Annotated in this window: 19 protein-coding genes and 1 tRNA gene; 9 read left to right on the top strand and 11 right to left on the bottom strand. The window is 70.2% G+C overall.

Annotation, left to right across the window (positions count from 1 at the left end):
- Positions 1-146 precede the first annotated feature (146 nt).
- The 4 genes from ACIRD7_RS22110 to ACIRD7_RS22095 all read left to right on the top strand — a co-directional run bounded on the left by ACIRD7_RS22110 (position 147) and on the right by ACIRD7_RS22095 (position 5,218).
- Entirely contained in the window at positions 147-1,532 is a 1,386-nt protein-coding gene (locus tag ACIRD7_RS22110; protein WP_403455760.1) for a pyridoxal phosphate-dependent decarboxylase family protein, read from the top strand.
- Positions 1,529-3,040: a lysine N(6)-hydroxylase/L-ornithine N(5)-oxygenase family protein gene (locus ACIRD7_RS22105; RefSeq protein WP_403455757.1), complete on the top strand. Its 1,512-nt coding sequence runs from the start codon at positions 1,529-1,531 to the stop codon at positions 3,038-3,040. The genes ACIRD7_RS22110 and ACIRD7_RS22105 overlap by 4 nt, the downstream gene beginning before the upstream one ends.
- 269 nt (positions 3,041-3,309) lie before the next feature.
- On the top strand, positions 3,310-4,839 hold the full coding sequence (locus tag ACIRD7_RS22100; protein WP_403455754.1) for a hypothetical protein: 1,530 nt from the start codon (positions 3,310-3,312) through the stop codon (positions 4,837-4,839).
- 4 nt (positions 4,840-4,843) lie between these two features.
- Positions 4,844-5,218 (top strand): hypothetical protein, encoded by a 375-nt coding sequence (locus tag ACIRD7_RS22095; RefSeq protein WP_403455752.1) that lies wholly within the window; start codon positions 4,844-4,846, stop codon positions 5,216-5,218.
- A gap of 52 nt (positions 5,219-5,270) precedes the next feature.
- Here ACIRD7_RS22095 and ACIRD7_RS22090 read toward each other — a convergent pair whose 3' ends face one another.
- On the bottom strand, positions 5,271-7,085 hold the full coding sequence (locus ACIRD7_RS22090; RefSeq protein ID WP_403455750.1) for a bifunctional metallophosphatase/5'-nucleotidase: 1,815 nt from the start codon (positions 7,083-7,085) through the stop codon (positions 5,271-5,273).
- A gap of 148 nt (positions 7,086-7,233) precedes the next feature.
- On the opposite strand from ACIRD7_RS22090, the gene ACIRD7_RS22085 reads away from it, so the two are divergent.
- Together ACIRD7_RS22085 and pyk are read left to right on the top strand one after the other, a co-directional pair.
- Positions 7,234-7,950, top strand: a complete 717-nt coding sequence (locus ACIRD7_RS22085) for an SIMPL domain-containing protein (RefSeq protein WP_403455749.1) — start codon at positions 7,234-7,236, stop codon at positions 7,948-7,950.
- Between the two features lie 145 nt (positions 7,951-8,095).
- Complete coding sequence (pyk, locus tag ACIRD7_RS22080) at positions 8,096-9,532, top strand: pyruvate kinase (RefSeq protein WP_403455746.1); 1,437 nt, start codon at positions 8,096-8,098, stop codon at positions 9,530-9,532.
- A gap of 72 nt (positions 9,533-9,604) precedes the next feature.
- On the opposite strand, the gene ACIRD7_RS22075 is transcribed toward pyk, so the two are convergent.
- Positions 9,605-9,679: transfer RNA gene (locus tag ACIRD7_RS22075), tRNA-Leu, on the bottom strand.
- Positions 9,680-9,780: 101 nt separating this feature from the next.
- Here ACIRD7_RS22075 and ACIRD7_RS22070 point away from each other — a divergent pair.
- The gene (locus ACIRD7_RS22070; protein ID WP_403455743.1) at positions 9,781-10,437 is read left to right on the top strand and encodes an ANTAR domain-containing response regulator; all 657 of its coding nucleotides are present in this window, start codon (positions 9,781-9,783) and stop codon (positions 10,435-10,437) included.
- Between the two features lie 66 nt (positions 10,438-10,503).
- On the opposite strand, the gene ACIRD7_RS22065 is transcribed toward ACIRD7_RS22070, so the two are convergent.
- The 8 genes from ACIRD7_RS22065 to ACIRD7_RS22030 all read right to left on the bottom strand — a co-directional run bounded on the left by ACIRD7_RS22065 (position 10,504) and on the right by ACIRD7_RS22030 (position 20,018).
- On the bottom strand, positions 10,504-11,220 hold the full coding sequence (locus ACIRD7_RS22065; RefSeq protein ID WP_403455740.1) for an ABC transporter ATP-binding protein: 717 nt from the start codon (positions 11,218-11,220) through the stop codon (positions 10,504-10,506).
- A complete protein-coding gene (locus tag ACIRD7_RS22060) occupies positions 11,217-12,089 on the bottom strand; it encodes an ABC transporter ATP-binding protein (RefSeq protein ID WP_403455737.1) in 873 nt (290 codons plus the stop codon). Before ACIRD7_RS22060 ends, ACIRD7_RS22065 begins: the two co-directional genes overlap by 4 nt.
- A gap of 5 nt (positions 12,090-12,094) precedes the next feature.
- On the bottom strand, positions 12,095-13,906 hold the full coding sequence (locus ACIRD7_RS22055) for a branched-chain amino acid ABC transporter permease (protein WP_403456391.1): 1,812 nt from the start codon (positions 13,904-13,906) through the stop codon (positions 12,095-12,097).
- A gap of 23 nt (positions 13,907-13,929) precedes the next feature.
- Positions 13,930-14,859 carry a branched-chain amino acid ABC transporter permease gene (locus ACIRD7_RS22050; RefSeq protein WP_403455734.1) on the bottom strand — a complete coding sequence of 310 codons (930 nt, stop codon included), beginning with the start codon at positions 14,857-14,859 and terminating at the stop codon, positions 13,930-13,932.
- Positions 14,860-14,972: 113 nt separating this feature from the next.
- Positions 14,973-16,202 carry a branched-chain amino acid ABC transporter substrate-binding protein gene (locus ACIRD7_RS22045; protein ID WP_403455731.1) on the bottom strand — a complete coding sequence of 410 codons (1,230 nt, stop codon included), beginning with the start codon at positions 16,200-16,202 and terminating at the stop codon, positions 14,973-14,975.
- Positions 16,203-16,682: 480 nt separating this feature from the next.
- Positions 16,683-17,090 carry a hypothetical protein gene (locus ACIRD7_RS22040; protein WP_403455729.1) on the bottom strand — a complete coding sequence of 136 codons (408 nt, stop codon included), beginning with the start codon at positions 17,088-17,090 and terminating at the stop codon, positions 16,683-16,685.
- A gap of 92 nt (positions 17,091-17,182) precedes the next feature.
- The gene (locus ACIRD7_RS22035; protein WP_403455727.1) at positions 17,183-17,671 is read right to left on the bottom strand and encodes a PaaI family thioesterase; all 489 of its coding nucleotides are present in this window, start codon (positions 17,669-17,671) and stop codon (positions 17,183-17,185) included.
- Positions 17,672-17,723: 52 nt separating this feature from the next.
- Complete coding sequence (locus ACIRD7_RS22030; protein WP_403455725.1) at positions 17,724-20,018, bottom strand: FdhF/YdeP family oxidoreductase; 2,295 nt, start codon at positions 20,016-20,018, stop codon at positions 17,724-17,726.
- A gap of 232 nt (positions 20,019-20,250) precedes the next feature.
- Between ACIRD7_RS22030 and polA the strand changes: the two genes are divergently transcribed.
- Positions 20,251-22,977: a DNA polymerase I gene (gene polA / locus ACIRD7_RS22025; RefSeq protein ID WP_403455722.1), complete on the top strand. Its 2,727-nt coding sequence runs from the start codon at positions 20,251-20,253 to the stop codon at positions 22,975-22,977.
- Between the two features lie 535 nt (positions 22,978-23,512).
- Complete coding sequence (locus tag ACIRD7_RS22020; RefSeq protein ID WP_403455720.1) at positions 23,513-23,827, top strand: hypothetical protein; 315 nt, start codon at positions 23,513-23,515, stop codon at positions 23,825-23,827.
- Here the strand turns inward: ACIRD7_RS22020 and ACIRD7_RS22015 are convergent.
- Positions 23,736-24,602, bottom strand: coding sequence for a DUF4184 family protein (locus tag ACIRD7_RS22015; protein WP_403455718.1), 867 nt, complete (start codon positions 24,600-24,602; stop codon positions 23,736-23,738). The two genes, ACIRD7_RS22020 and ACIRD7_RS22015, sit on opposite strands and share 92 nt — an antisense overlap.
- Between the last annotated feature and the right edge of the window lie 3 nt (positions 24,603-24,605).

Raw genomic sequence — 24,605 nt, 5'->3', positions numbered from 1 at the left:
CCGCCGAACTCGGCACACGGCATCCGACACGCTTTCCCCGTACGAAAGTACCCCCTTTCGGGTTCCGCTCATTGGGCTTTTCGGGCGCCATCGTGCATCCGGGTACAAGCTGGAAGTCCCCCTTGTCCAGCGCCCGGGAGGACACGATGAGCACCTCGCCGTCGCTCGCGTCAGGCCCCGAAGGTCCGCACGCCCTGCGGCCGTTGCTGGACACCGTGCTCGACGCGCTCGACGAGGGCGCCAAGGCGCGCGGGGGACCGCTGCCCTCGGGCGGTCCGGCGGCGGTGGCCGCGCGCGTACGGGCCGCGGTCGGGGACGTACTGCCGGACCAGGGCGATCCGAACGCCCTGCACACCGTCGTCCGCGCCCTGGCGGAGGCCGCCGCCGACCCCGCGGACCCCTTCTGCACCGCCCACCTGCACTGCCCGCCCCTCGCCCTCGCCACCGCGGCCGACCTCGCCGTCTGTGTCCTCAACCCCTCCCTGGACTCCTGGGACCAGGCACCGGGCGCGTCGGAGCTGGAGGCGCTGGTGACAGGGGTGCTCGCGAGCGAGGTGTACGGGCGCGCGACTCGGACCGGCCCCGGCCCCGCCGCCCTGATCACCACCGGCGGCACCGAGTCCAACCAGCTCGCCCTCCTCCTCGCCAGGGAGGCACAGGGCGCCGGCGTAAGGCTGGTGCACGGCGCCAACGCCCACCACTCGCTGCCCCGGGCCGCCTGGCTGCTCGGGCTGTCCGAGCCCGTCGTGGTGCCCGCCCCGGCCGGTGCCCTCGACCCCGCCGCCCTCGACGAGGCCCTCACCGAGCTGCCCGGCCCGCATCTGGTCACCGCCACCGCCGGCACCACCGACGCCGGGATCGTCGACCCGCTGCCCGAGATCGCCGCCGTGTGCGCGTCCCACGGCGCCCGGCTGCACATCGACGCCGCCTACGGGGGCGGCCTGCTCTTCAGCGGCCGGTACCGCGATCGGCTCACCGGCCTCGACGCCGCCGACACCGTCACCCTCGACCTGCACAAGCTCGGCTGGCAGCCGGTCGCCGCCGGTGTGCTCGCGGTCCGGGACCGAGGCGACCTCGCCGTGCTGCACCACCGCGCCGACTACCTCAACGCCGACGACGACACCGACGCCGGCCTGCCCGATCTGCTCGGCCTGTCCCTGCGCACCAGCCGCAGGCCCGACGTCCTGAAGATCGCCGTCACCCTCAAGACCCTCGGCCGCACCGGCCTCGGCCGACTGGTCGAGCAAGTCTGCGACCACGCCCGCGAGTTCGCCGCCCTCGTCCACGACCACCCCGGCTTCGAGCTCTACGACCGGCCCACCCTCAGCACGGTCCTGTTCCGGCCCGCACACGCCGCCGACGACACCGTCGCCGCCGTACGCCGCAGGCTTCTCATCGACGGCCGCGCCGTCCTCGGCCGGGCCCGCACGGACGGGCGCCTGTGGTTGAAGGCCACGCTCCTCAACCCCCGCACGCGCCCGGACGACCTGGCCGCCCTCCTGCAACTGGTGGAAGGAAACACCCCCGGATGAGCCCGCAGTCGAACCCCCCTGCCGACGCGCACCCCAACCCCTCGCGCCAGGACCCCGACACCCCCCGCGACCTCGTCGGCATCGGCATCGGCCCGTTCAACCTCTCCCTCGCCGCCCTCGCCCAGCCCCTCGCCGGACTCGACGCCGTCTTCTACGAACAGCGCACCGCCTTCGCCTGGCACCCGGGGCTCCTCATCGACGGCTCCCGGGTCCAGGTCCCCTTCCTCGCCGACCTGGTGACCCTCGCCGACCCCGCCAGCCCCTGGTCCTTCCTCAACTACCTCCGGGCCCGCGACCGGCTCTTCCCCTTCTACTTCGCCGAGCGCTTCCACATCCAGCGCGCCGAGTACGACGCCTACTGCCGCTGGGTCTGCGAGAGCCTCACCGGACTGTGCTTCGGCCACCAGGTCGACGCGGTCCGCTTCAACCCCGAGCGCGACGTCTTCGAGGTCGACTTCACCCGCATCGCGCCCGACGGCGAGGCCGAGGGGCTCGGCCGTACGTACGCGCGCAACATCGTCCTCGGTATCGGCACCGAGCCGTACGTCCCCGACCCGCTGCGGCCCCTCGTCGACGCGCCCGCCGTGCCCGTCATCCACGCCGCGGACTACCTCGACCACCGCGAGCGGCTCCTCGCCGCCGAGCACGTCACTGTCATCGGCTCGGGACAGTCGGGCGCCGAGATCTTCCTGGACCTGCTCCGGCGCCGCCCCGTCGGGCGTGAGAAGCTCCACTGGCTCGGCCGCACCGAGGCCTTCGCGCCCATGGAGTACTCCAAGCTGGGCCTGGAGCACTTCACCCCGGACTACACGCGCTACTTCCACGCCCTCGCCGAACCGGTCCGCGACCAGCTCCTCGCCTCCCAGTGGCAGCTCCACAAGGGCATCGACGCCGCCACCCTCGCCGCCATCCACGACGAGCTCTACCGCCGCACCCTGCACGGCGGCTGGCCCGACGCCGTGCTCACGCCCGGGGTCCGGGTGCGCACCGCCGGCCGTGTCGCCACGACCAAGGTGGAGCTCCACCTGGAGCACGTCCACCAGAACACCCGCTCCCGCATGACCACCGACGCGGTCGTGCTGGCCACCGGCTACCGCGAGCGCTCCCTCGACCGCATCCTCGCGGGCCTCGACCCCTACCTGCGCCGCGACGGCCGGGAACGCCCCCGGATCGACGACCGACACCGCCTGGTCATGGACCCGTCCGTCAGCGGCTCCGGCTGCCACGTCTACGTCCAGAACGCCGAACGCCACACCCACGGCATCGGCACCCCCGACCTGGGCCTCGCGGCCTGGCGCAGCGCGGCCATCCTCAACTCCGTGACCGGCAAGGACACTTACGCCCTCCCCAGCCGTACGGCGTTCACCACCTTCGGTCTGGAACAGCAGCCCCGGATCCCGGCCGCACGCAAGGCGCCGGTGCTCACCCCGCTGGTGGACACCACCTGTGCGACCCCGGTGAAGAATCACGGAAGGGGACGGGGAAAAGGCCACTTGAACATCCCATGACCCTCCCGCCCGAGCGGGCGCGCTGCTACCTTCCGGTTCATGTCGCGGTTACGGGGGCATCTGATCCGGGCGATATTACTTTCGGGGGCCGTCGACGCCCCGTCGGGCACGCTCACCCGCGTCCGGCCCCCTGCCGCCTCCCCTCTCCGCCTTTTCCGACGGCGCGCGTTCGATCAGCGAAACGACCGGCCCCGACCGCATCCCGGTGATGCCCGAGGCCGTCCGCAAGGCGCTCACGAAGGACACCTTCCGAGAGGAGGCACGAAGTCATGACCACTCCGACTCCGCCCCCCGGTCCCGCCGCACCGCCCGCACCCACCCACGCCCCCCTGGTGGCCCCCGAGACGCGGTTCGCCCCGGACATCACCCGGTACCTGTGCACCGCCGTCCACACGGACACCAAGTTCGCCCGCCGAGCCGTCGAGCAGATCGTGGAGGAGCCGCGCCGCGCGGTCGCCTCGTCGCCGGGCGTCGACCTCGGCTGCGTCCTGCGGCACGCCCTGGCGGCCCGCCGTCGTCAGGTCGTCCGGGACGTCCTGCTCGCCGTGCTGCTCCTGATCGTGGTGATCATGCTGCCGGTCACCTTCGGCACGGCCGTCGTCCTCGGCTGGATCGTCGCCTGGATCATCGTCGCCGTCGAGTCGCTGTCCGTGCACTACGGCGTGGTCGCCAAACAGCTCAGCCGGCAGAACTTCGCCCCGGAACGGGCCCCCGAGCCGGCCGGGTCCGAGAACCGGCGGCGCATCGCGGAGATCGAGAAGCGCGACCGCGGCAACGTCGTCGTCTCCTCGCTCTACGCCCCCTTCGTCGGGTACGGGGCGACGACGAGCACCTGGTCGTTCACCCTCGACACCGCGCGTCCCGCCGAGGGCAAGCAGGTCGTGCCGTTCACCGTGCACGAGCTCAACGACCACCTCGCCGCCCGCGTCGGCGACCTGAAGCTGCCCGGCGTCCACGTCGAGAACCTGCTGCTGGTCAACGGCAAGGACCTGCTGTACGAGGTGGACGACCGCACCCGCTCCGAACTGCTGCCGGACCCCGCGGGACCGCCCAGCGCGCGCGTCTCACCGGAGCTCCTGAACGAGCTGCGCGAGGACGGCAAGGGCCGCGCCCGCCCCTACCTGGCGATCCGCGTCACCGGCTGGAGCGGCGAGCTGGCCATCACCTTCTTCGTGCGGTGCGCGCTGCTGTCGGACCGCAAGATGCTCTTCATCGAGGGCAGCAGTTCCCTGCTCGCCCCGGTGCGCGAGCGCTACCGCATCGCCGACCAACTGCTCGACTCCCCGACCTTCCGGCAGTGGTGGGCCCTGGTGGCCCAGGCCGGCCTGCGCGCGCCGGTCCTGCTGGTCGGATCGCCCTTCTCCGTCATCGCGGGCCTGTTCTCGCCGTTCTTCCAGAACGGCAAGCAGCGCCGCCAGGCCCAGGAGATCCGCCACCGCACCTTCGACTACGGAGCGTCCTTCAGCATCAGGGACTCCGCCAGCGACCAGCTCTACTACCGCTACTTCCAGCAGCTCGACCGGGAGTTGTACGCCAAGACGGTCGAACACCGGGTGCTGGACGCCCTGGTGGAGTTCCTGGAGGACCACGACATCGACACAGGCGAACTCATCCAGCGCCAGACCACGATCTTCAACACCGGCCTGTACGCGGGCGGCGACGTGAATCTCAGCGGCTCCGCCGTCGGCATCGGCGGCAGCGTCGCCGGTGTCTTCCGGCGCGGCCAGGCGACGGGAGGTGCCGGACAGCAGGCACCGTCCGCGCCGTCCGCCGCCCCGCAGGCGAGCCGAGGAAGGTGACGACATGACGGGGACCGGCGACAACAGCGGGATCCAGGCCGGCGGCGACATCCGCATCGACGGCAGCGCGGTCGCGGTCAACCGCTCGACGGCGACCACCGGCGCCGCGGCCGCGGCCGACCGCGAGGCCGCCGTGGCCGAACTGCGCGCCGCGGCACGGCTGCTGCTCGACCGGGTACGCGCCCACCAGGACGAGTACGAGGACGGGGAGGAGCTCGTCGAGGCCGCCGAACGCGTCGAGGCCGAGCTCGCCCAGGACGAGCCCCGCCGGGGAGTCCTGCTGCGCTGGCTCGGCTTCCTCGCCCCCGGCGTGGCCGCCACGGCCGCCGTCGCGGGCGACGTGGCCGCCATCCAGGACAGCGTGACGAGCCTGTTCTGAGCGCGGGGGAAGGCCGGCGGCCGGACGGACCGCCGGCCTTCCCCGTCCGGTCCTAGAAGACCGGCGTGCCGTTGCGCGTCAGCTTCCAGTCCACGGACGCGAAGTCCTTCGGGTCCAGCACGCCCTTGGCGGTGACCCACTCCGCGATCCGGGTGCGGATCTCCGTCGACTCCGCCCACAGCTCCTGGGCCGCCGCCACGTGCGGGAACGCGCCGCCGCCGTTGGCCCGGTAGTTGTTCACCGCGAACACGAACTTCTGCGCGTCGTCGAGAGCGGCACCGTTGTAGGTCACGTTCTTGATCCGCGAACCGGCCGCCTGCGCGATGTCGATGTCGTACGACAGCCCGGAGACGTAGTCGTAGTTGTAGTCGGGGCGGTTGTTGGCGTTCGTCAGCTTCTCCACGTCGACGGCCGCGTCGGCGGCGGTCTGCACGAAGTACGCCGCCGAGTACTCCAGGTACGCCTTGAGCTGCGCGCCCGTCATCAGCTTCGCGACCAGCGTGTTGTCGTACACGTACAGGCTCGACAGATCCCGGATCGTCACCTCGCCGGCCGGGATCTCCGAGGTGCGCGAGAAGGGCGACGCCTGGGCGATGACCGGCAGCGAGGCGTACTCGGTGCCCGCCAGCGCCGCCTTGACGACGTCCTCCTGGACCTTGGTGATCAGGTCGATGATCGGGGCGTCCTTGTAGCGGGCCTCGACCGTGGTCAGCGCGTCGGTCGCGGTGCCCACGACCTGGTTGACGTACGCGACGACCTTGTCGTGCTCGTCCTTCAGCAGCTTGGTGATCTTCGGGTCGTCGGCGACCGTGTTGGAGTTCAGCACCGAGGCCGCGACCTTCTCGACCGTCCAGCGGCCCTTGGCGAAGGTCAGCTCGATGTCGAACAGCGACAGCCGCTCGGCGAAGCACAGCGGCTCCGACAGCACGACGGTCTTGCCGGTCTTCGCGTTGACGACCTTCAGCTCCGGGATCTCGACGTGCGCGTGGCCGACCAGAATCGCGTCGATGTCCGGCACCTGCTGCGCCACCAGCGCCGCCGAGTTCTCGATGTACGGCAGCTGGTCACCGTACGACGACGTGCCCGAGGAGCCCGAGTGCGCCGAGACGATCACCACGTCCGCGCCCATCGCCTTCAGCTTCGGCACCCACTTCGCCGCCTGCTCCTCCAGGCCCGGGAACGTCAGCTTGCCCTGCACATAGGCCTTGTCCCAGATCGCGATGCCGGGGTTGGTCAGACCGAGGACGGCGACCTTCACCGGCGGGGCGCCCTGCAGCCGGAAGTTCTTGATGAAGTAGGGCGGGAACGCGGGCTTGAGGGTCTTCGCGTCCAGCGCGTTCGCGCCGAGCAGCGGGAAGCGGCACTGCTCCTCGAACTTGCGCAGCGTCTCGATGCCGTAGTTGAACTCGTGGTTGCCGAGCGCGACCGCGTCGAAGCCGATGGCGTTCATCGCCTGCGCCATCGGGTGCACCGGACCGCCCTCGGCGGTGATCGGGTCGACCTTGGCGTAGTAGTACGTCAGCGGGGTGCCCTGGATCGTGTCGCCGGCGTCGATCAGCAGCGTGTTGCGCCGGCCCCGCTCCTCGCGGATCCGGTTCACCAGCGTCGACACCCGCGCCAGACCCTGCGCGTTGCCCTTGGCGTCGGTGTACTCGGCGTCCTTGAAGTAGTCCCAGTTGAAGACGTGGCCGTGCAGGTCGGTCGTGCCCATGACGGTCAGCGAGTACCGCTTCTCGCACTTCTTCCCCGCCGGCGTGGCCGTGCCGGCCTCGGCGGCCTCCGCCGCCGGAGCCGCCGCACCGGCGAGGGCCACCCCCGCTCCGGTCACGGCGGACTTCTTCAGGAACTTCCGGCGGTTCAACGGCATGAGTGCTTCTCCAGGGCGAGTGGTCGACAACGCGCGTAACGCGCGTAGATTCTGACCTGCGCATGGCGAGCCGGAACAGACCCCGCAGGTTTCGATCTGATGACCCACGGGGGTCCGTAACCAAGCAAGCGATGACAGAGTGGGACGTATGACCGCTCCCTCAGAGGAACTTCAGCCGGCCGTCCCGTACGGCACCCCCGACGCCCCGCGCATCGCCGTGCGCGGCGAGGCCCGTCTGGAGGTCGACCCGGAGATCGCCCGCATCGGCGTCACGGTCGCCTCCCGCGGCAAGGACCGCCGCGCCGCCCTCGACGACCTCAGCCGCCGCAACGCCGCCGTCCTCGACCTCATCAAGACCTACGGCGACGCGGTCGAGCGGCTGGAGACCGGCGCCTTCTCCATCAGCCCGGAGCTCAAGGACAAGGGCCGCGGCGAACGCGTCCACGCCTACCACGGCCGCGTCCACATCACCGCCGTACTCACGGACTTCACCGCGCTGGGCGAACTCACCACGCGACTGGCCGACTCGGACCTCACGCGCGTCGACGGCCCCTGGTGGGCCCTGCGCCCCGACTCGCCGGCCCACCGGGAGGCCCGGCAGCAGGCGGTGCGGGAGGCCGTGCAGCGGGCGCGGGAGTACGCGCAGGCGCTGGGGGCGTCGCTGGCCGCGCTGGTGGAACTCGCCGACATCGGCGCCGAGAACGCCGCGCCGCCCTATCCGCAGTCGTCCGGCGGCCGTATGCGCTCCATGGCCTACGGCGCCGCCGAGGACGCCGCGGCCGCCCCGCTCGATCTCGAACCCCAGCGGCAGCACGTCCACGCCCAGGTCAACGCGCGCTTTACGATGACGCCGCCGCGGCTGTGAATTCACCGTACGGGGTGATTCTCGAACGCTCATCGGAGCGCCCCGCCGCACAATTCAACACTTGTCAATATCCCTTCACGCAACGGTTGTTGAGTGGTCATGCGGGACCAATTCTCTACCCGCCGGTAAGTCATAGAGTCGAAACATGCGCCGAGCGAAAATCGTCTGCACCCTGGGCCCCGCGACCGACTCGTACGACCAGATAAAGGCACTGGTCGACGCCGGAATGGACGTCGCCCGATTCAACCTCAGCCACGGCGGCCACGCCGACCACGAGGAGCGCTACCGGCGCGTGCGGAAGGCCTCCGACGAGACCGGCCGCAGCGTCGGCGTCCTCGCCGACCTTCAAGGCCCGAAGATCCGCCTCGGCCGCTTCACCGAAGGACCTGTACTGCTTGAACGCGGGGACACCTTCACCATCACCGTCGAGGAGGGCGCCGAGGGCGACCGCCACCAGTGCGGCACCACCTACTCCGGTCTCGCCGCCGACGTCACCCCCGGTGAGCGCATCCTCGTCGACGACGGCAAGGTCTGCCTGGAGGTCACCTCCGTCGACGGCCCGCGCGTCAACACCACGGTCGTCGAGGGCGGCATGGTCTCCGACCACAAGGGCCTGAACCTCCCCGGCGTCGCCGTCTCCGTACCCGCCCTCTCCGAGAAGGACGAGGCGGACCTGCGCTGGGCGCTGCGCACCGGCTTCGATGTCATCGCGCTGTCGTTCGTCCGCAGCGGCCGGGACATCGAGGACGTGCACCGGATCATGGACGAGGAGGGCCGCCGCCTCCCGGTGATCGCCAAGGTGGAGAAGCCGCAGGCCGTCGACGCGATCGACGACATCGTGGCCGCGTTCGACGGCATCATGGTCGCCCGCGGCGACCTGGGCGTGGAGATGCCGCTGGAGCAGGTCCCGATCGTCCAGAAGCGCGCGATCAAGCTGGCCAAGCGCAACGCCAAGCCGGTGATCGTGGCGACGCAGATGCTCGACTCGATGATCGAGAACTCGCGTCCGACCAGGGCCGAGGCGTCGGACGTGGCCAACGCGGTCATCGACGGCACCGACGCGGTGATGTTGTCCGGCGAGACCAGCGTGGGCAAGTACCCGATCGAGACGGTCCGCACCATGGCGAAGATCGTCGAAGCGGCCGAGGAGGACATCCTCGCCAAGGGCCTGCCGCCCCTGACCGACCGCAACAAGCCCCGCACCCAGGGCGGCGCGGTCGCCCGCGCGGCCGCCGAGATCGGCGACTTCCTGGGCGCGAGGTTCCTGGTCGCCTTCACCCAGTCCGGCGACACCGCCCGCCGCCTGTCCCGCTACCGCTCGCCGATCCCGCTGCTGGCCTTCACCCCGGAACCGGCGACGCGTTCGCAGCTGAATCTGACCTGGGGCGTGGAGACTTTCCTGGGTCCGCACGTGGACTCGACGGACGCGATGGTCGAACAGGTGGATGAGCTGCTGCTGAAGTACGGGCGCTGCCAAAAGGGCGACACGGTGGTCATCACGGCCGGCTCGCCGCCCGGGGTTTCCGGCTCGACGAACATGGTGCGCGTCCACCACATCGGCGAGGACGACAGTCCCAAGTAGAAAATCCCCGAAAAGCTTGAGGGCCCCTCCGCCGGAGGGGCCCTAATAGCGACCTTGAAATCCAAGGAAAAGTGCCCCGGGTCGGACTCGAACCGACACTGTACGGGTTTTGAATCCGTTGCCTGCTGCCAATTGGGCTACCGGGGCTCGAAGAATCCAAGGTTTCCCCCGACCCTCCGCGCGTCCACCATACCGTAGCTAGGTAGGCTCTTGTCAGCAGCACCCATGCCCCTGAACGAGGAGCCTTCGTGAGCGCCCCCGAGTCGCCCCAGCCCGTAGACGCGCCCGACGACGACAAGTCGCACGTGCCTCCGCTGACGACCCGTGTCGTCATCGCCGAGGACGAGGCGCTGATCCGGCTCGATCTCAAAGAGATGCTCGAGGAGGAGGGGTACACCGTCGTCGGCGAGGCCGGTGACGGTGAGCAGGCCGTGGAGCTGGCCCGCGAGCACAAGCCCGACCTCGTCATCCTCGATGTCAAGATGCCCAAGCTGGACGGCATTTCGGCGGCCGAGAAGATCGCCGAGGAGTCCATCGCCCCGGTGCTGATGCTGACCGCGTTCTCGCAGCGCGACCTCGTCGAGCGCGCCCGGGACGCCGGCGCCATGGCCTACCTGGTCAAGCCGTTCAGCAAGAGTGACGTCGTGCCGGCGATCGAGATGGCGGTGTCGCGCTTCACCGAGCTGAAGGAGCTGGAGAAGGAGGTCGCCGACCTCACCCTCCGCCTGGAGACGCGCAAGCTGGTGGACCGGGCGAAGTCGATCCTGCAGACCGAGTACGGACTGACCGAGCCGGCCGCGTTCCGCTGGATCCAGAAGACCTCCATGGACCGGCGGATGTCGATGCAGCAGGTCGCCGAGGCGGTCATCCAGGACGCCGACGAGAAGAAGGCCGCCAAGGGCTGACGCCCCCGGAACACGAACGAGGCCCGTGCCCCCTGACCGGGGGCACGGGCCTCGTCGTATGGGTGATCAGTCCTCGCCGAGGTAGGCCTTGCGCACCGACTCGTCGTGCAGGAGGTCCTGCCCGGAGCCGGAGAGGACGATCTTGCCGACCTCCATCACGTGGCCGTGGTCGGCCAGGGAGAGCGCGGCCTGGGCGTTCTGCTCGATGAGCAGAATGGTGGTGCCCTGGGACTTGAGCTCCTTGATGGTGGACATGATCTTCTGCATCATGATCGGCGAGAGGCCCATGGAGGGCTCGTCGAGCATGAGCAGCTTCGGCCGGGACATCAACGCCCGCCCCATGGCGAGCATCTGCTGCTCACCGCCGGAGAGGGTGCCCGCCGCCTGCTTCCGGCGCTCCCCGAGGATGGGGAACAGGTCGTAGGCGCGCTGGATGTCCTTCTCGATGCCCTCCTTGTCGGAGCGCAGGAACGCGCCGAGCCGGAGGTTGTCCTCGATCGTCATGCGGGGGAAGATGTGCCGCCCCTCGGGGGAGTGGGCGAGCCCCAGCGCGACGACCTTGTGGGCGGGGACCTTCTTCAGCGACTTGCCTTCGAACCGGATCTGACCGGACAGCGGCTGGAGAAGACCCGACAGGGTCCGCAGGGTCGTGGTCTTGCCGGCGCCGTTGGTGCCGATGAGGGTGACCACCTCGCCCGCGTCCACCTTGAACGAGATGCCCTTGACGGCCTCGATCTTGCCGTAAGCGACCCTGAGGTCCTCGACCTCGAGCAGTGCGGTCACTTGTCATCCCCTTCCGTGGTGCTCTGCGCGTCCGTCTCCGCCGCCTCGACCTCGGCGGCCTCCGCGGTGCCGGGCTCGCCCTCGAAGGGCGTGCCCAGGTAGGCGGCGATGACGCGCTCGTCGGCCTGGACGACCTCGGCGGGGCCCTCGACGATCTTCTCGCCCTGGACCAGCACGGCGACCCGGTCGCAGAGGTTCATGATGAAGCGGATGTCGTGCTCGATGACGAGGACGGCGATGCCCTGGTCCCGGATGGCGAAGATGAGCTCCTCGGCCGCCCGGGTCTCCTGCGGGTTCATACCGGCGGTCGGCTCGTCGAGGAGGAGCAGACCGGGCTCGCTCGCCAGCGCCCGGGCGATCTCCAGCTTGCGCTGCTCGCCGTAGGGCAGGTTGCGGGCGAGGTGGTCGGCCTTGGCGGCCAGACCGGTGAACTCCAGGAGTTCCATGGCGCGGGCCCGGGACGCGTCCTCGGCCTTCTTGAAGCCGGGCAGGCGCAGGAGCGCCGACCAGAGGCCCTCCTTGGTCCGGGTGTGGCGTCCGACCAGGACGTTCTCCAGAACGGTCATGTTGGCGAAGAGCCGGATGTTCTGGAACGTACGGGCGATGCCGGCCTGGGTGACCAGGTGCGGCTTGGGCGGCAGGACGGTGCCCTTGTAGGCGACCTTGCCCTCGGTCGGCACGTACAGGCCGGTGAGGCAGTTGAAGAAGGTCGTCTTGCCGGCGCCGTTGGGGCCGATGAGGCCGACGATCTCGCCGGTGTTCACGGTGAGGTCCACGTCGCGTACGGCGGTCAGACCGCCGAAGCGCATGGTGACACCGCTCGCGTCGAGCACCGTGGTCGTGCTGGGTGCGGTCGTGGTGGTCGTCATGGCGGTCACGCCCCTGCCTTCGCGACGCCGGTCGCGCCTTCGGGCAATGGCTTGTCCTCCGGTACGTCGAGCTGTCCGGTCTCGTGGAATTCGAGCTGCTTCCTGCGGTCGGCGACCAGGCCCTCGGGACGGAAGCGCATCAGCAGCATCAGCGCGACGCCGAAGAGCAGCAGCTGGTACTCCGCCATGAACTGGAGCTTGGCCGGGATCAGGTAGAGCAGCGCGGCGCCGATCAGCGGGCCGCTGATGGTGCCCATACCGCCGAGGATGACGGCGGCGAGCAGGAAGGCCGAGTTCGGCGGCACGGAGCCGGCGAACTGGTACTGCTCGGGGGTGACGCTGTAGGACACGTGCGCCTGGACGGTGCCGGCGAGGCCGGCGAGGGAGGCGCCGAGCGCGAAGGCGAGGAGCTTGAGGCGGAAGCCGTTGATGCCCATCGCGGTCGCGGCCGTCTCGTCCTCGCGGATGGCCACCCACGCGCGGCCGATGCGGGACTCCGCCGAGCGGCGGAAGACCATCACGACGATCGCCGTGAACAGCAGCATCAGCAGGTAGTAGTTGGCCGAGCGGGTCAGCTCGTGGCCGAGGACGTTGTGCGGGACTCCGAGGTTGAACCCGAAGATCTCCAGGTCGGGGATCTGCGGGATGCCGTTGGAGCCGTTGGTGACGTCCGGGCCGCTGTTGCCGTTCAGGTTGTTCATCGTGATGCGGAAGATCTCACCGAAGCCGAGCGTCACGATGGCGAGGTAGTCGCCGCGCAGTCGCAGGGTGGGAGCACCGATCACCACGCCGAAGATCAGCGAGGCGGCGGCGCCGGTGAGAACGGCCGCCCAGAACGGGAACTGCACACCGATGGTCGACGACGGGGAGCCGGAGACCAGGGCGGCGGCGTAGGCGCCGACGCCGAGGAAGGCGACGTAACCGAGGTCGAGCAGACCGGCGAGGCCGACGACGACGTTGAGACCCAGGGCGACCGTGGCGAAGATCAGGATGTTCGCGCCGATGAGGGCGAACTGGTCGTTGGACTGGGTGAACGGGAAGCAGATCGCCGCCGCGAACGCCGCCCCGAGGGTGACGTTGCGGTGCTTGGCGGTCAGCGCCGACAGCCGCTTGAGCAGACCGGCGCGGGTGACGGCGGTGAAGCCGAACGCCGCGACGATCAGGAAGCCGATGAACAGCTCGGAGTACTCGGTGCTGATGCCGTACGCGAAGACGTACAGACCGACGCCGAAGCCGGCGGCGATGATCAGGATCTCCACCCAGGAGGAGAGTTCCTTGGCACGGGCGGGGTCGGGAGCGGTGAGCGAGTGACGGATACGGCCCCAGAGGTTCGGGGTCGGGTCCGACGCGTCGTAGGGCTGGTCGACGGAGAGGCCGAGGGCGCCGATCACGGCGACGAGCGCGCCGATGCCGGAGACCCAGGCGCCGGGCTCCAGGTTGACCAGGCCGCCGAGCTCCTGGGTGATCGCGCCGATCGCGTAGCCCGTGGTGCCGAACACGCCGAGGGCGGCGAGCAGGACGGGGCTGTTCTTGCCGCCGGGGGTGAGCCAGCGCAGGCCGGGGATGCCGTAGCCGGAGAGGGCGAACAGCAGGGTGAGCAGGGAGCCGAAGAGGGTGAGGACCTGAAGGCCGCCCGGGTAGCCGGTGACGGTCAGGTTGCCCGGGAACTCCTCGGTCCAGGTCCAGGCGAGGAACGTGCCTATGAGGGCGAGGGCGGAGCCGCCGACCGCCAGCCCGCGGGCCACGGCCTGCGGCAGCGGGATGATCGGGGTGGCCTCGGCCGCGGACACCTTGGTGGTGTCGGAGGTCTTGTCCATGGGGATCTCGGTGGTCATGGGTATCACGCCCGATCCGCGACGCGTTCGCCGAGCAGACCTTGTGGCCTGAACAGCAGTACGAGGATGAGCAGAGCGAACGCCCACACGTCCTTCCAGGCGCCGCCGCCGAAGAGGTCCATGCCGGGGATGTCGCCGATGTAGCCGGTGGCGAGGGACTCGGCGACGCCGAGCACGATGCCGCCGAGCATGGCGCCGTAGATGTTGCCGATGCCGCCGAGGACGGCCGCCGTGAAGGCCTTGAGGCCCATCAGGAAGCCCATGCGGAAGCCGACCTGGCCGTTCTTGAGCCCGTAGGCGACGGCGGCGACGGCGGCGAACGCGGCACCGATGGCGAACGCCATGACGATGATGCGGTCGGTGTTGATGCCCATCAGCTTGGCCGTGTCCGGGTCCTGGGCCGTGGCCTGCATGCCGCGGCCGGAGCGCGTCTTCGTGACGAAGAAGCCGAGGGCGAGCATGCACAGCGGGGCGGCTATGAGGACGAAGAGGTCACCGCGCTGGATGTTGGCGCCGAGGATCTCGATGGGACCGCCGTCGAACTGCGGGAAGGGGTGGTCCTTCTTCGCGTCCGGGTACCACATCCACACGGCCTGCTGGAGGACGATGGACAGACCGATGGCGGTGATGAGGGGCGCCAGTCGTGGCGCGGTGCGCAGCGGACGGTAGGCGAACCGTTCCGCCGCCGTGCCGACGGCGACCGAGACGAGGACGCCACCGATGATCATGAGCGGGACTGCGGCCCCGAGGCCGAAGCCCTCGGGGAGTACCAACCAGACGGTGAGGGCCCCGAAGCCCCCGACCATGAAGATCTCGCCGTGGGCGAAGTTGATGAGCTGGACGATGCCGTAGACCATCGTGTAGCCGATCGCGATGAGTCCGTACATCGCGCCGAGGATGAGTCCATTGGCCAGCTGTTGCGGCAGTTCGTTCACCGCAGGGCCTCCGTGGAGTGGTTCGGATATGGCGCCGCGCGGGAGCGCTGATGGGTGCTCCCGCGCGGCCTGGATCAATGTGTGATGGGGGAGGGTTCTTTACTCGTCCTCTGCTAGCCCAGCTTGGGTTCGCCGCTGAACTCCGGCACCCAGGCGTTGCTCTTGACCTTGTAGGCGGTCATCGTGTGGTTCGTGGTGTCACCGAACTCGTCGAAGGAGATCGGGCCGGTGACGCCGTCGAACTTGACCTTGGCCATGGCGTCCAGGACCGCCTTGCGGCCGTCGTCCGGGAGCTTGCCGTCGTTGCCCTCGACCGCCAGCTTGACGGCCTCGATGATGGCCCAGGTGGCGTCGTAGGTGAGGCCGCCGTAGGCCTCGTAGTCGTCCTCGTAGCCGCCGGCCTTGTAGTTCTTGATGAACGTCTGGGCGGAGTCGAGCTTCTCGACGGGCTCGCCGACGGAGGTCGCGAGGTCGCCCTCGGCCTTCTTGTTCAGCTTCGGGAACTCACCGGAGTAGATGCCGTCGCCGCCCATGAGCGGGATGTTCTGGCCGCTGTCCTTGAGCTGCTGGCTCAGCGGGCCGGCGGCCGGGTACTCGCCGCCGTAGTACAGGGCCTCGGCGCCGGTCTTCTTGATCTTGGCGACCACGGCGTTGAAGTCACGGTCGTCGGGGTTGATGTGGTCCGTGCCCACGATCTGGCCGCCGAACTTGGTGAAGTTCGCCTTGAAGGAGGCGGCGAGGCCGGCGCCGTAGGTCTTCTGGTCGTCGATCAGGTAGACCTTCTTCAGCTTCGCCTGGTTGTACAGGTAGTCGGCTGCGAAGGCGCCCTGGATCTCGTCCGTGGTGGCCGTACGGAAGAAGGTCTTGAACTGGCGGACCGAGTTGCCGGTCTTCCAGCCGTCGCCCTGGGTCAGCTCCGTACCGGTGTTGGCGGGGGAGACCTGGGTCAGGCCGGCGTCGTTGAACGGCTTCTGCATCTGCTGCGAGACGCTGGAGTTCAGCGGGCCGACGACGCCGAGGACGTCCTTGTTGCTGATGAACTTCTGGGCGTTCTGCTGGCCCACGGAGGGCTGCGCCTGGTCGTCGAGGGGCTCGATCTTGAACTCGACGCCCTTGACGAACTCCTGCTTGTTGGCCGTCTTGGCGGCCAGGTCGGCGGAGTTCTTGATGCCGAGGCCGAGGGCCGACAGGTCGCCGGTCAGCGGAGCGTCGACACCGATCACCACAGTGGTCTTGTCGCCGTTGCTGCTGCCGCCGTCGTCGTCACGCGACCCACAAGCCGTGAGTGTCAGCGAACCCGCCGCGAGCGCGGCGGTTATGGCGATGATCGAACGTTGACGCACGAATCAGGTCCTTTCCCTGGCACGGCGGCTCCCTGTGGAGCGCGCCGAGTCGAGCGCTGGGTCGAAGTGACTTCGAATCCGGTAGCTCGGTGACTGGCGGTGACTCTAAGCGCGTGCGGGGAACATGGAGGAGGGCCTGACCAAGGCTGTGACGCTCTTGTTATGACACGAGGTAACGCACAGCGGTACTGGCTGGGGGGAAGAGTGAATTTCCGGTTGATTCGCCCTGTCCACATTGTGAGAACTCGCAGCGTTCGCGCGTAGCTTCTTCACGAGCGTTCACACGTTTTGGTGATTACCGGGGTCGTTGCTGGAGGCTACCAGGGGGCCTCTGTCGCCTTGTGCGAAAGGTGGTCACGACAGTCGAAGTGTTGGCTCGTATTGCACCCGTATTACGCTGAGTTACGAATGTGAAAGGTCCCCGGTAAATCCGGCACTTTCGTGTAGGGAGCAACGAAAGCGGATCGGGGAATTGCTCCCTCAGCCCCATGGACCTCCGGTCGGCTCGCCCTTCCGGTACCGCTCTTCGCACAACTCGCGTGCCCTGCGGTCGATAAGTCGCTCGGCCGTCCGCGCGTCGGAGCGCTCGCGCTCGGCCCGTGCGGCGTCCACGACCTTGCGCAGGATCTCGTACTGGCCGTCGGACAGGCCCATCGACTGATAGTCGCCGTAGGTGTCGCCGGTCATTGACCGGCGCGACCAGTACCCGATGATGCCGGCGCACAGCCGCGCGGGCGGAGTCGCCGAAGGGGAGGGCGAGTTGCTGCTCGCCCCCGTGGCGGGCGCACCGCCCCGCGCGTCCGCGTCGCCGCAGCCGGCCGCCAATACGGCGGCCAGCAGCGCGAGTCCCAGCGCGGCCCCCTTCCGGCGGGGTCCTCCCGTCGTCATGGGTCGACGTTATGCCGCCGGGCGCCCGGGTTTCAACGGCGGGCGGACGCAAGGGGGTTGGTGGTCACGGAGGCGTCGTCCGGAGGTCGGCGTCAGTTCGCCGTCCGGAGGTGCTCCCCGTCGCCCGGCCGCACGTCCCGCAGCAGACAGGTCAGCCGCGCGCTGCACACCCGCCGGCCCTGCTCGTCACTGATCACGATCTCGTACGTCGCCGTCGAGCGGCCCTGGTGCAGCGGCGTGGCCACGCCGGTGACGAGGCCGGAACGCACCCCTCGGTGATGGGTGCAGTTCAGGTCGACGCCGACCGCGATCTTGGAGCTGCCGGCGTGCAGCATCGACCCCACCGAACCGAGCGTCTCGGCCAGCACCGCGGAGGCGCCTCCGTGCAGCAGCCCGTAAGGCTGGGTGTTCCCCTCGACCGGCATGGTCCCGACGACCCGCTCGGCGGAGGCTTCCACAATCTGGACACCCATGCGGTTCCCGAGGTGCCCGGCGGAGAACAGGGCGGGCAGGTCGACGCCGAGCGCGGCGTACTCGTCGATGACCTCTTGCGGGAACTTCACGTGCTGCTGCTCGCCCATGGGTCGGCTCCGTTCGGGGTGCTCAGTCGGTACGGGTCGACTGAGCAAACGCTCAGTCGGTCGCCGATTGTTCCAGACGGACGACGACGGACTTGCTGGCCGGGGTGTTGCTGGTGTCCGCGGTGGCGTCCAGCGGGACCAGGACGTTGGTCTCCGGGTAGTAGGCCGCCGCGCAGCCGCGTGCCGTCGGGTAGTGCACGACCCGGAACCCGGGCGCCCGCCGCTCGACGCCGTCCTTCCACTCGCCGACCAGGTCGACGTAGGAGCCGTCGGCGAGGTTCAGCCGCGCCGCGTCCTCGGGGTTGACCATGACGACCCGGCGGCCGTTCCTGATCCCCCGGTAGCGGTCGTCGAGGCCGTAGATCGTGGTGTTGTACTGGTCGTGCGAGCGCAGGGTCTGTAGCAGCAGCCGTCCCTCGGGCAGCTCCGGGTACTCGACCGGGGCCGCGGTGAAGTTGGCCTTGCCGGTCGTCGTCGGGAAGCGGCGCTCGTCGCGCGGGGCGTGCGGGAGGGTGAAGCCGCCGGGGTGGGCCACGCGCGCGTTGAAGTCCTCGAAGCCGGGGATCACCCGCGCGATGCGGTCCCGGATCGTCGCGTAGTCCTTCTCGAACTCCTCCCAGGGCGTCCGGCTGTCCTCGCCCAGCACGCGGCGTGCCAGCCGGCAGACGATGGCCGGCTCCGACAGCAGGTGCGCGCTCGCGGGCTCCAGCCGGCCCCGGGAGGCGTGCACCATGCCCATGGAGTCCTCGACGGTCACGAACTGCGCTGTGCTTTTCCCGTTCGGGCCGACCTGGAGGTCGCGCTCGGTGCGGCCGAGCGTCGGCATGATCAGCGCGCGGGCGCCCGTGACGGCATGACTGCGGTTCAGCTTCGTCGACACGTGCACGGTCAGCCGGGCGCGCCGCACGGCCGCCTCGGTGACGTCGGTGTCCGGCGTCGCGGACACGAAGTTGCCGCCCATCGCGAAGAAGACCTTCGCCTCGCCGTCGCGCAGCGCGCGGATGGCCTGGACGACGTCGAAGCCGTGCTCGCGGGGCGGCGCGAAGCCGAACTCCCGCTCCAGGGCGTCCAGGAAGGCGGGGGCGGGCCGCTCGAAGATGCCCATGGTGCGGTCGCCCTGCACGTTCGAGTGGCCGCGCACCGGGCACACGCCCGCGCCCGGGCGGCCGATGTTCCCGCGCAGCAGAAGGAAGTTGACGACCTCGCGGATGGTCGGCACGGAGTGCTTGTGCTGGGTGAGGCCCATGGCCCAGCAGACGATCGTGCGCCGCGAGGCGAGGACCATCTCCATCGCCTTGTCGATGTCCGCGCGCGAGAGCCCGGTCGCCCTCAGGGTCTCGTCCCAGTCGGCCGCGCGGGCGGCCTCGGCGAACTCCCCGTAGCCGTGCGTGTGCTCGCGCACGAACTCCTCGTCGACCGCTCCCTCCGTCTCCAGGATCAGCTTGTTGAGGAGCCGGAAGAGGGCCTGGTCGCCGCCGATGCGGATCTGCAGGAACAGGTCGGTGAGCGCGGCACCCGTGGTGAGGCCCTTGGGGGTCTGCGGGTTCTTGAAGCGCTCCATGCCCGCCTCGGGCAGCGGGTTCACCGTGATGATCTTCGCGCCGCTCGCCTTGGCCTTCTCCAGGGCGGTGAGCATGCGCGGGTGGTTCGTCCCCGGGTTCTGGCCGGCGACGATGATCAGGTCGGCCTTGTACAGGTCCTCCAGCAGGACGCTGCCCTTGCCGATGCCGATCGTCTCGGTCAGGGCCGAGCCGGACGACTCGTGGCACATGTTCGAGCAGTCGGGCAGGTTGTTGGTGCCCAGCTCGCGCGCGAAGAGCTGGTAGAGGAACGCCGCCTCGTTGCTGGTGCGGCCGGAGGTGTAGAAGACGGCCTCGCCGGGGGAGGCGAGGGCGGTGATCTCCTCGGCGACGATGTCGAAGGCGCGCTCCCAGCTGACCGGCTCGTAGTGCGTGCCGCCCTCGGGGAGGTACATGGGGTGGGTGAGGCGCCCCTGCTGCCCCAGCCAGTAGCCGCTCCTGGTCGCGAGATCGGCCACGGAGTGCGCGGCGAAGAACTCCGGGGTGACCCGGCGCAGGGTCGCCTCCTCGGCCACCGCCTTCGCGCCGTTCTCACAGAACTCCGCCGTGTGCCGGTGGTCCGCCTCGGGCCAGGCGCAGCCCGGGCAGTCGAAGCCGTTCTTCTGGTTGACGCTCAGCAGGGTCAGCATCGTGCGCTTCACGCCCATCTGCTGCTGCGCGATCCGCAGGCTGTGGCCGATCGCCGGCAGCCCCGCCGCCGCGTGCTTCGGCGCGGCGACCTGCGGCGCGTCCTGAACCGGGTCGCCCTTGGGCGGCTTGGTGGCCATCGCGCATTCCCCTTCGTGTACACGTGTGAGGTACGTCGCCGATCCTCGCACGCGGGACCGACAACGGGCCCGGCCCCCTCCGCACTCCCGTCCGGCCCCCTCCGCACTCCCGTCCGGCTCCCTCCGCATTCCCGTCCGGCCCCCTCCGCGCTCCCGCCCGGCACTCCCCGTAGTACCGGCCGCGGCCCCCGACGGGGACCGAGTGTCAGTGGGGCGTGGCAGGATCGGGGGCGTGGCAGAGACAGCATCGAAGAAGACCGACAGCAACTCCGGCGGCAGCCGGCCCCGCCTGATGCTCATGGACGGGCACTCGCTGGCCTACCGGGCGTTCTTCGCGCTCCCCGCGGAGAACTTCACGACCGCGACGGGCCAGCCCACGAACGCGATCTACGGTTTCGCGTCGATGCTGGCCAACACCCTGCGCGACGAGGCGCCCACGCACTTCGCGGTGGCCTTCGACGTGTCCCGCAAGACCTGGCGCTCCGAGGAGTTCACCGAGTACAAGGCGAACCGTTCCAAGACCCCGGACGAGTTCAAGGGGCAGGTCGAGCTGATCGGCGAGCTCCTCGACGCGATGCACGTCTCGCGGTTCGCGGTCGACGGCTTCGAGGCCGACGACGTGATCGCCACCCTCGCCACCCAGGCCGAGGCCGAGGGCTTCGAGGTGCTGATCGTCACCGGCGACCGTGACTCCTTCCAGCTGGTCAGCGAGCACACCACGGTGCTGTACCCGACCAAGGGCGTCTCCGAGCTGACCCGCTTCACCCCCGAGAAGGTCTTCGAGAAGTACGGCCTGACGCCCGCCCAGTACCCCGACTTCGCGGCCCTGCGCGGCGACCCGTCCGACAACCTCCCGGGCATCCCGGGCGTCGGTGAGAAGACCGCCGCGAAGTGGATCAACCAGTTCGGCTCGTTCGCGGAGCTGGTCGAGCGGGTCGAGGAGGTCAAGGGCAAGGCCGGGCAGAACCTCCGCGACCACCTGGAGGCGGTCAAGCTCAACCGCCGGCTGACCGAGCTTGAGCGGGGCGTCGAGCTGTCCAAGACCGTCGCCGACGTCGCGCGCGTGCCGTACGACCGCAAGGCCGTGGCGATGATCCTGGACACCCTGGAGATCCGGAACCCCTCCCTGCGCGAGCGGCTCTTCGGCGTCGACCCCGGCGCCGAGGAGGCCGAGACCACCCCGATCGCGACCGACGGCGTGGAGATCGACGGCTCGGTGCTCGGCACCGGAGAGCTGGCCCCGTGGCTGGCCCGGCACGGCGGCGAGGTGCTCGGCGTGGCCACCGTCGACACCTGGGCGCTCGGCACCGGCTCGGTCGCCGAGGTCGCCCTCGCGGCGGGCGACGGCACGGCCGGCTGGTTCGACCCCGCACAGCTGGACGAGGCCGACGAGAAGGCGTTCGCGGCATGGCTGGCCGACGCCGCGAGGCCGAAGGTCTTCCACAACGCCAAGGGCGCGATGCGGGTCTTCGCCGAGCACGGCTGGAGCATCGAGGGCGTCCGCATGGACACCGCCCTCGCCGCGTACCTGGTCAAGCCGGGCCGGCGTTCCTTCGACCTGGACGCGCTGTCCTTGGAGTACCTGCACCGCGAGCTGGCCCCCGCCGCCGCTGCCGACGGCCAGCTGGCCTTCGGTGCCGACGACGGCGCCGAGGCCGAGGCGCTCATGATCCAGGCCCGCGCGGTCCTCGACCTGGGCGAGGCCTTCGAGAGCCGCCTCGAGGAGGTCGGCGCCGCCGACCTGCTGCGCGACATGGAGCTGCCGACCTCCGCCCTGCTGGCCCGCATGGAGCGGCACGGCATCGCGGCCGACCGGCCCCACCTGGAGGCCATGGAGCAGATGTTCGCCGGCGCCGTCCAGCAGGCGGTGAAGGAGGCGCACGCCGCGGCCGGGCACGAGTTCAACCTGGGCTCGCCCAAGCAGCTCCAGGAGGTCCTCTTCGGCGAGCTCGCCCTGCCCAGGACGAAGAAGACGAAGACCGGCTACACCACGGACGCCGACGCCCTCGCCTGGCTGGCCGGCCAGACCGACAACGAACTGCCGGTGATCATGCTCCGCCACCGCGAGCAGGCGAAGCTGCGTGTCACCGTCGAGGGCCTGATCAAGACGATCGCGGCGGACGGCCGTATCCACACCACCTTCAATCAGACGGTGGCGGCGACGGGCCGGCTGTCCTCGACGGACCCGAACCTGCAGAACATCCCGGTCCGCACCGACGAGGGCCGGGCGATCCGCCGGGGCTTCGTGGTCGGCGAGGGCTTCGAGTCCCTGATGACCGCGGACTACAGCCAGATCGAGCTGCGCGTGATGGCGCACCTCTCCGAGGACGAGGGCCTGATCCAGGCGTTCACCTCGGGCGAGGACCTGCACACCACGGCCGCCTCGCAGGTCTTCGCCGTGGAGCCGGGCGCGGTGGACGCGGAGATGCGCCGCAAGATCAAGGCCATGTCGTACGGCCTGGCGTACGGCCTGTCGGCCTTCGGCCTCTCCCAGCAGCTGAACATCGACGCCGGCGAGGCCCGCGCCCTGATGGACGCCTACTTCGAGCGCTTCGGCGGCGTACGGGACTATCTGCGCCGCGCGGTCGACGAGGCGAGGGCGACGGGCTACACGGCGACGCTGTTCGGCCGCCGCCGCTACCTCCCCGACCTCAACAGCGACAACCGCCAGCGCCGCGAGGCGGCCGAGCGCATGGCCCTCAACGCGCCCATCCAGGGCACGGCGGCGGACATCGTCAAGATCGCCATGCTGAACGTGGACCGGGCCCTGCGCGAGGAGAACCTCACCTCCCGCATGCTCCTCCAGGTCCACGACGAAATCGTCCTGGAGATCGCCCCCGGCGAACGCGAGGCGGCCGAGACGGTGGTCCGCCGCGAAATGTCCAACGCGGTCGACCTCAAGGTCCCCCTGGGCGTCTCGGTAGGCGCGGGCCCGGACTGGGAGTCGGCGGCACACTAGCCTCCGGCGACAGAACCACGCATCGATGCCGGGCCAGCCTTCCAACTGGCCCGGCATCCCGTGTTCCTACGGGGGCCCTCCGCCAAGGGCAACGGCAACGCGCCCCAAGGGGGCGCGGGGAACTGCGCGCCCAGCCAAAGACAGCCCGCGGCCCCAAACCAACACGCACCCGGCAGACGCGAAGGCCCTCGCCCCGGCATGGGGGTGGCCCTCCGCCGAGGGCGACGACAGCGCGCCCCAAGGGGGCGCGGGGAACTGCGCGACCAGCCAAAGACAGCCCGCAGCCCCAAACGAACATTCACCCGGCAGACGCGAAGGCCCTCGCCCCGGCATGGGGTGGCCCTCCGCCAAGGCCGACGACAGCGCGCCCCAAAGGGGCGCGGGGAACTGCGCGACCAGCCAAAGACCACCCGCGGCCCCAAACCAACCCCCACCCGGCAGACGCGAAGGCCCCGCCCCACCCCCGGAGGGCCCCGTCACTCGCGTGGCCCCCGCCAAAGCGCTCCCCCCGCCCAAGGCCCGTAAGGATGCGCTCATGGGTATACGCACGCTCCACCGCCGGACGGCCCCGGCGCCGGCGCAAGCGACCGCCGATCAGCTCCCGCCCCCGGCGCGACCCCCGGTCGCGGCCCTGGCCCCCGGCGCGAGCACCGCCCGCATCCCCACCGACCCGATGAGCACCCTGCGGCACACCACGGCGCACCTCCGGCGCCGCCTGACCCGCATCGTCACGGTGTTCGCCACCGCCGCCCGCACCCTCACCGAGCCGCAGGACGGCTCGGCTCCTTCCCGGTCCCACCCGCACCCGCACCCGCACTGCCAGGAAGCGGAGCCGGACGCCACACCCTGACCCCGACGGCGTACAGCAGCAGCCCGAGCACGAGTCCCGCGCCCGCGCCGAAGCACAGCGTGGGAATCAGCTCCCAGTACTTGGCGGTCGACCCCCAGTACGCCCACCAGCGCGACGCCCGCTGCACCGCCGCCACCACGGCCAACCCGCCGATCACCGCGCCGGCCAGCCAGCGGTCCCGTACCGAGAGCACCGGAACGCCGACGGGCGCGGCCGCGGGAGTCCGCCGTAGCGCCGCCCATACGAACGCGGTGATGACGACCGCCGCCACCGCCGAACCGCCGTACTGGAGGTACCAGTACAGAGGCGAGCCGGCGATCTCCTCGCCCAGTACGGGGAACAGCCGCATGCCCCACCGGTCGAGATGGGTGAAGGCGTCCCACACGACATGGGTCAGCGCGCCGAGCGCCGCCGAGGCGTACCAGCGCAGCGCGAGCGACGGCCGGACACGCGCCCGGGGCGCCCCGCAGCGCAGCAGTGTGGCCGGCCGCGCCCGGCGCCCGGCCGGCAGCAGCGCCACCAGCGGTTCACGCAGCAGGAACCACAGGCCCACCAGCGCCCAGGCGACCACCACGTCGACCGTGAACACGCCCGCGAACGAGTGCGTGACATCGCCGAACTCCATCGCGCCGGGCAGGACACTCGCCGCGTAATAGGTCATGTCGGGAGCGAAGGAACCCGCCACCAGCAGGGCGGGCACGAGCCCGGCCCGGCCGGTTCCGTCCGTGCGCACGGCGGGCAGTACGGCCGCCGCATGGCTGAGCGTGAACGGCAACGG

Source organism: Streptomyces sp. NPDC093568 (genome assembly GCF_044764945.1).
Taxonomy (GTDB): Bacteria; Actinomycetota; Actinomycetes; order Streptomycetales; family Streptomycetaceae; genus Streptomyces.
This window is presented reverse-complemented; position numbering and strand designations above follow the sequence as displayed.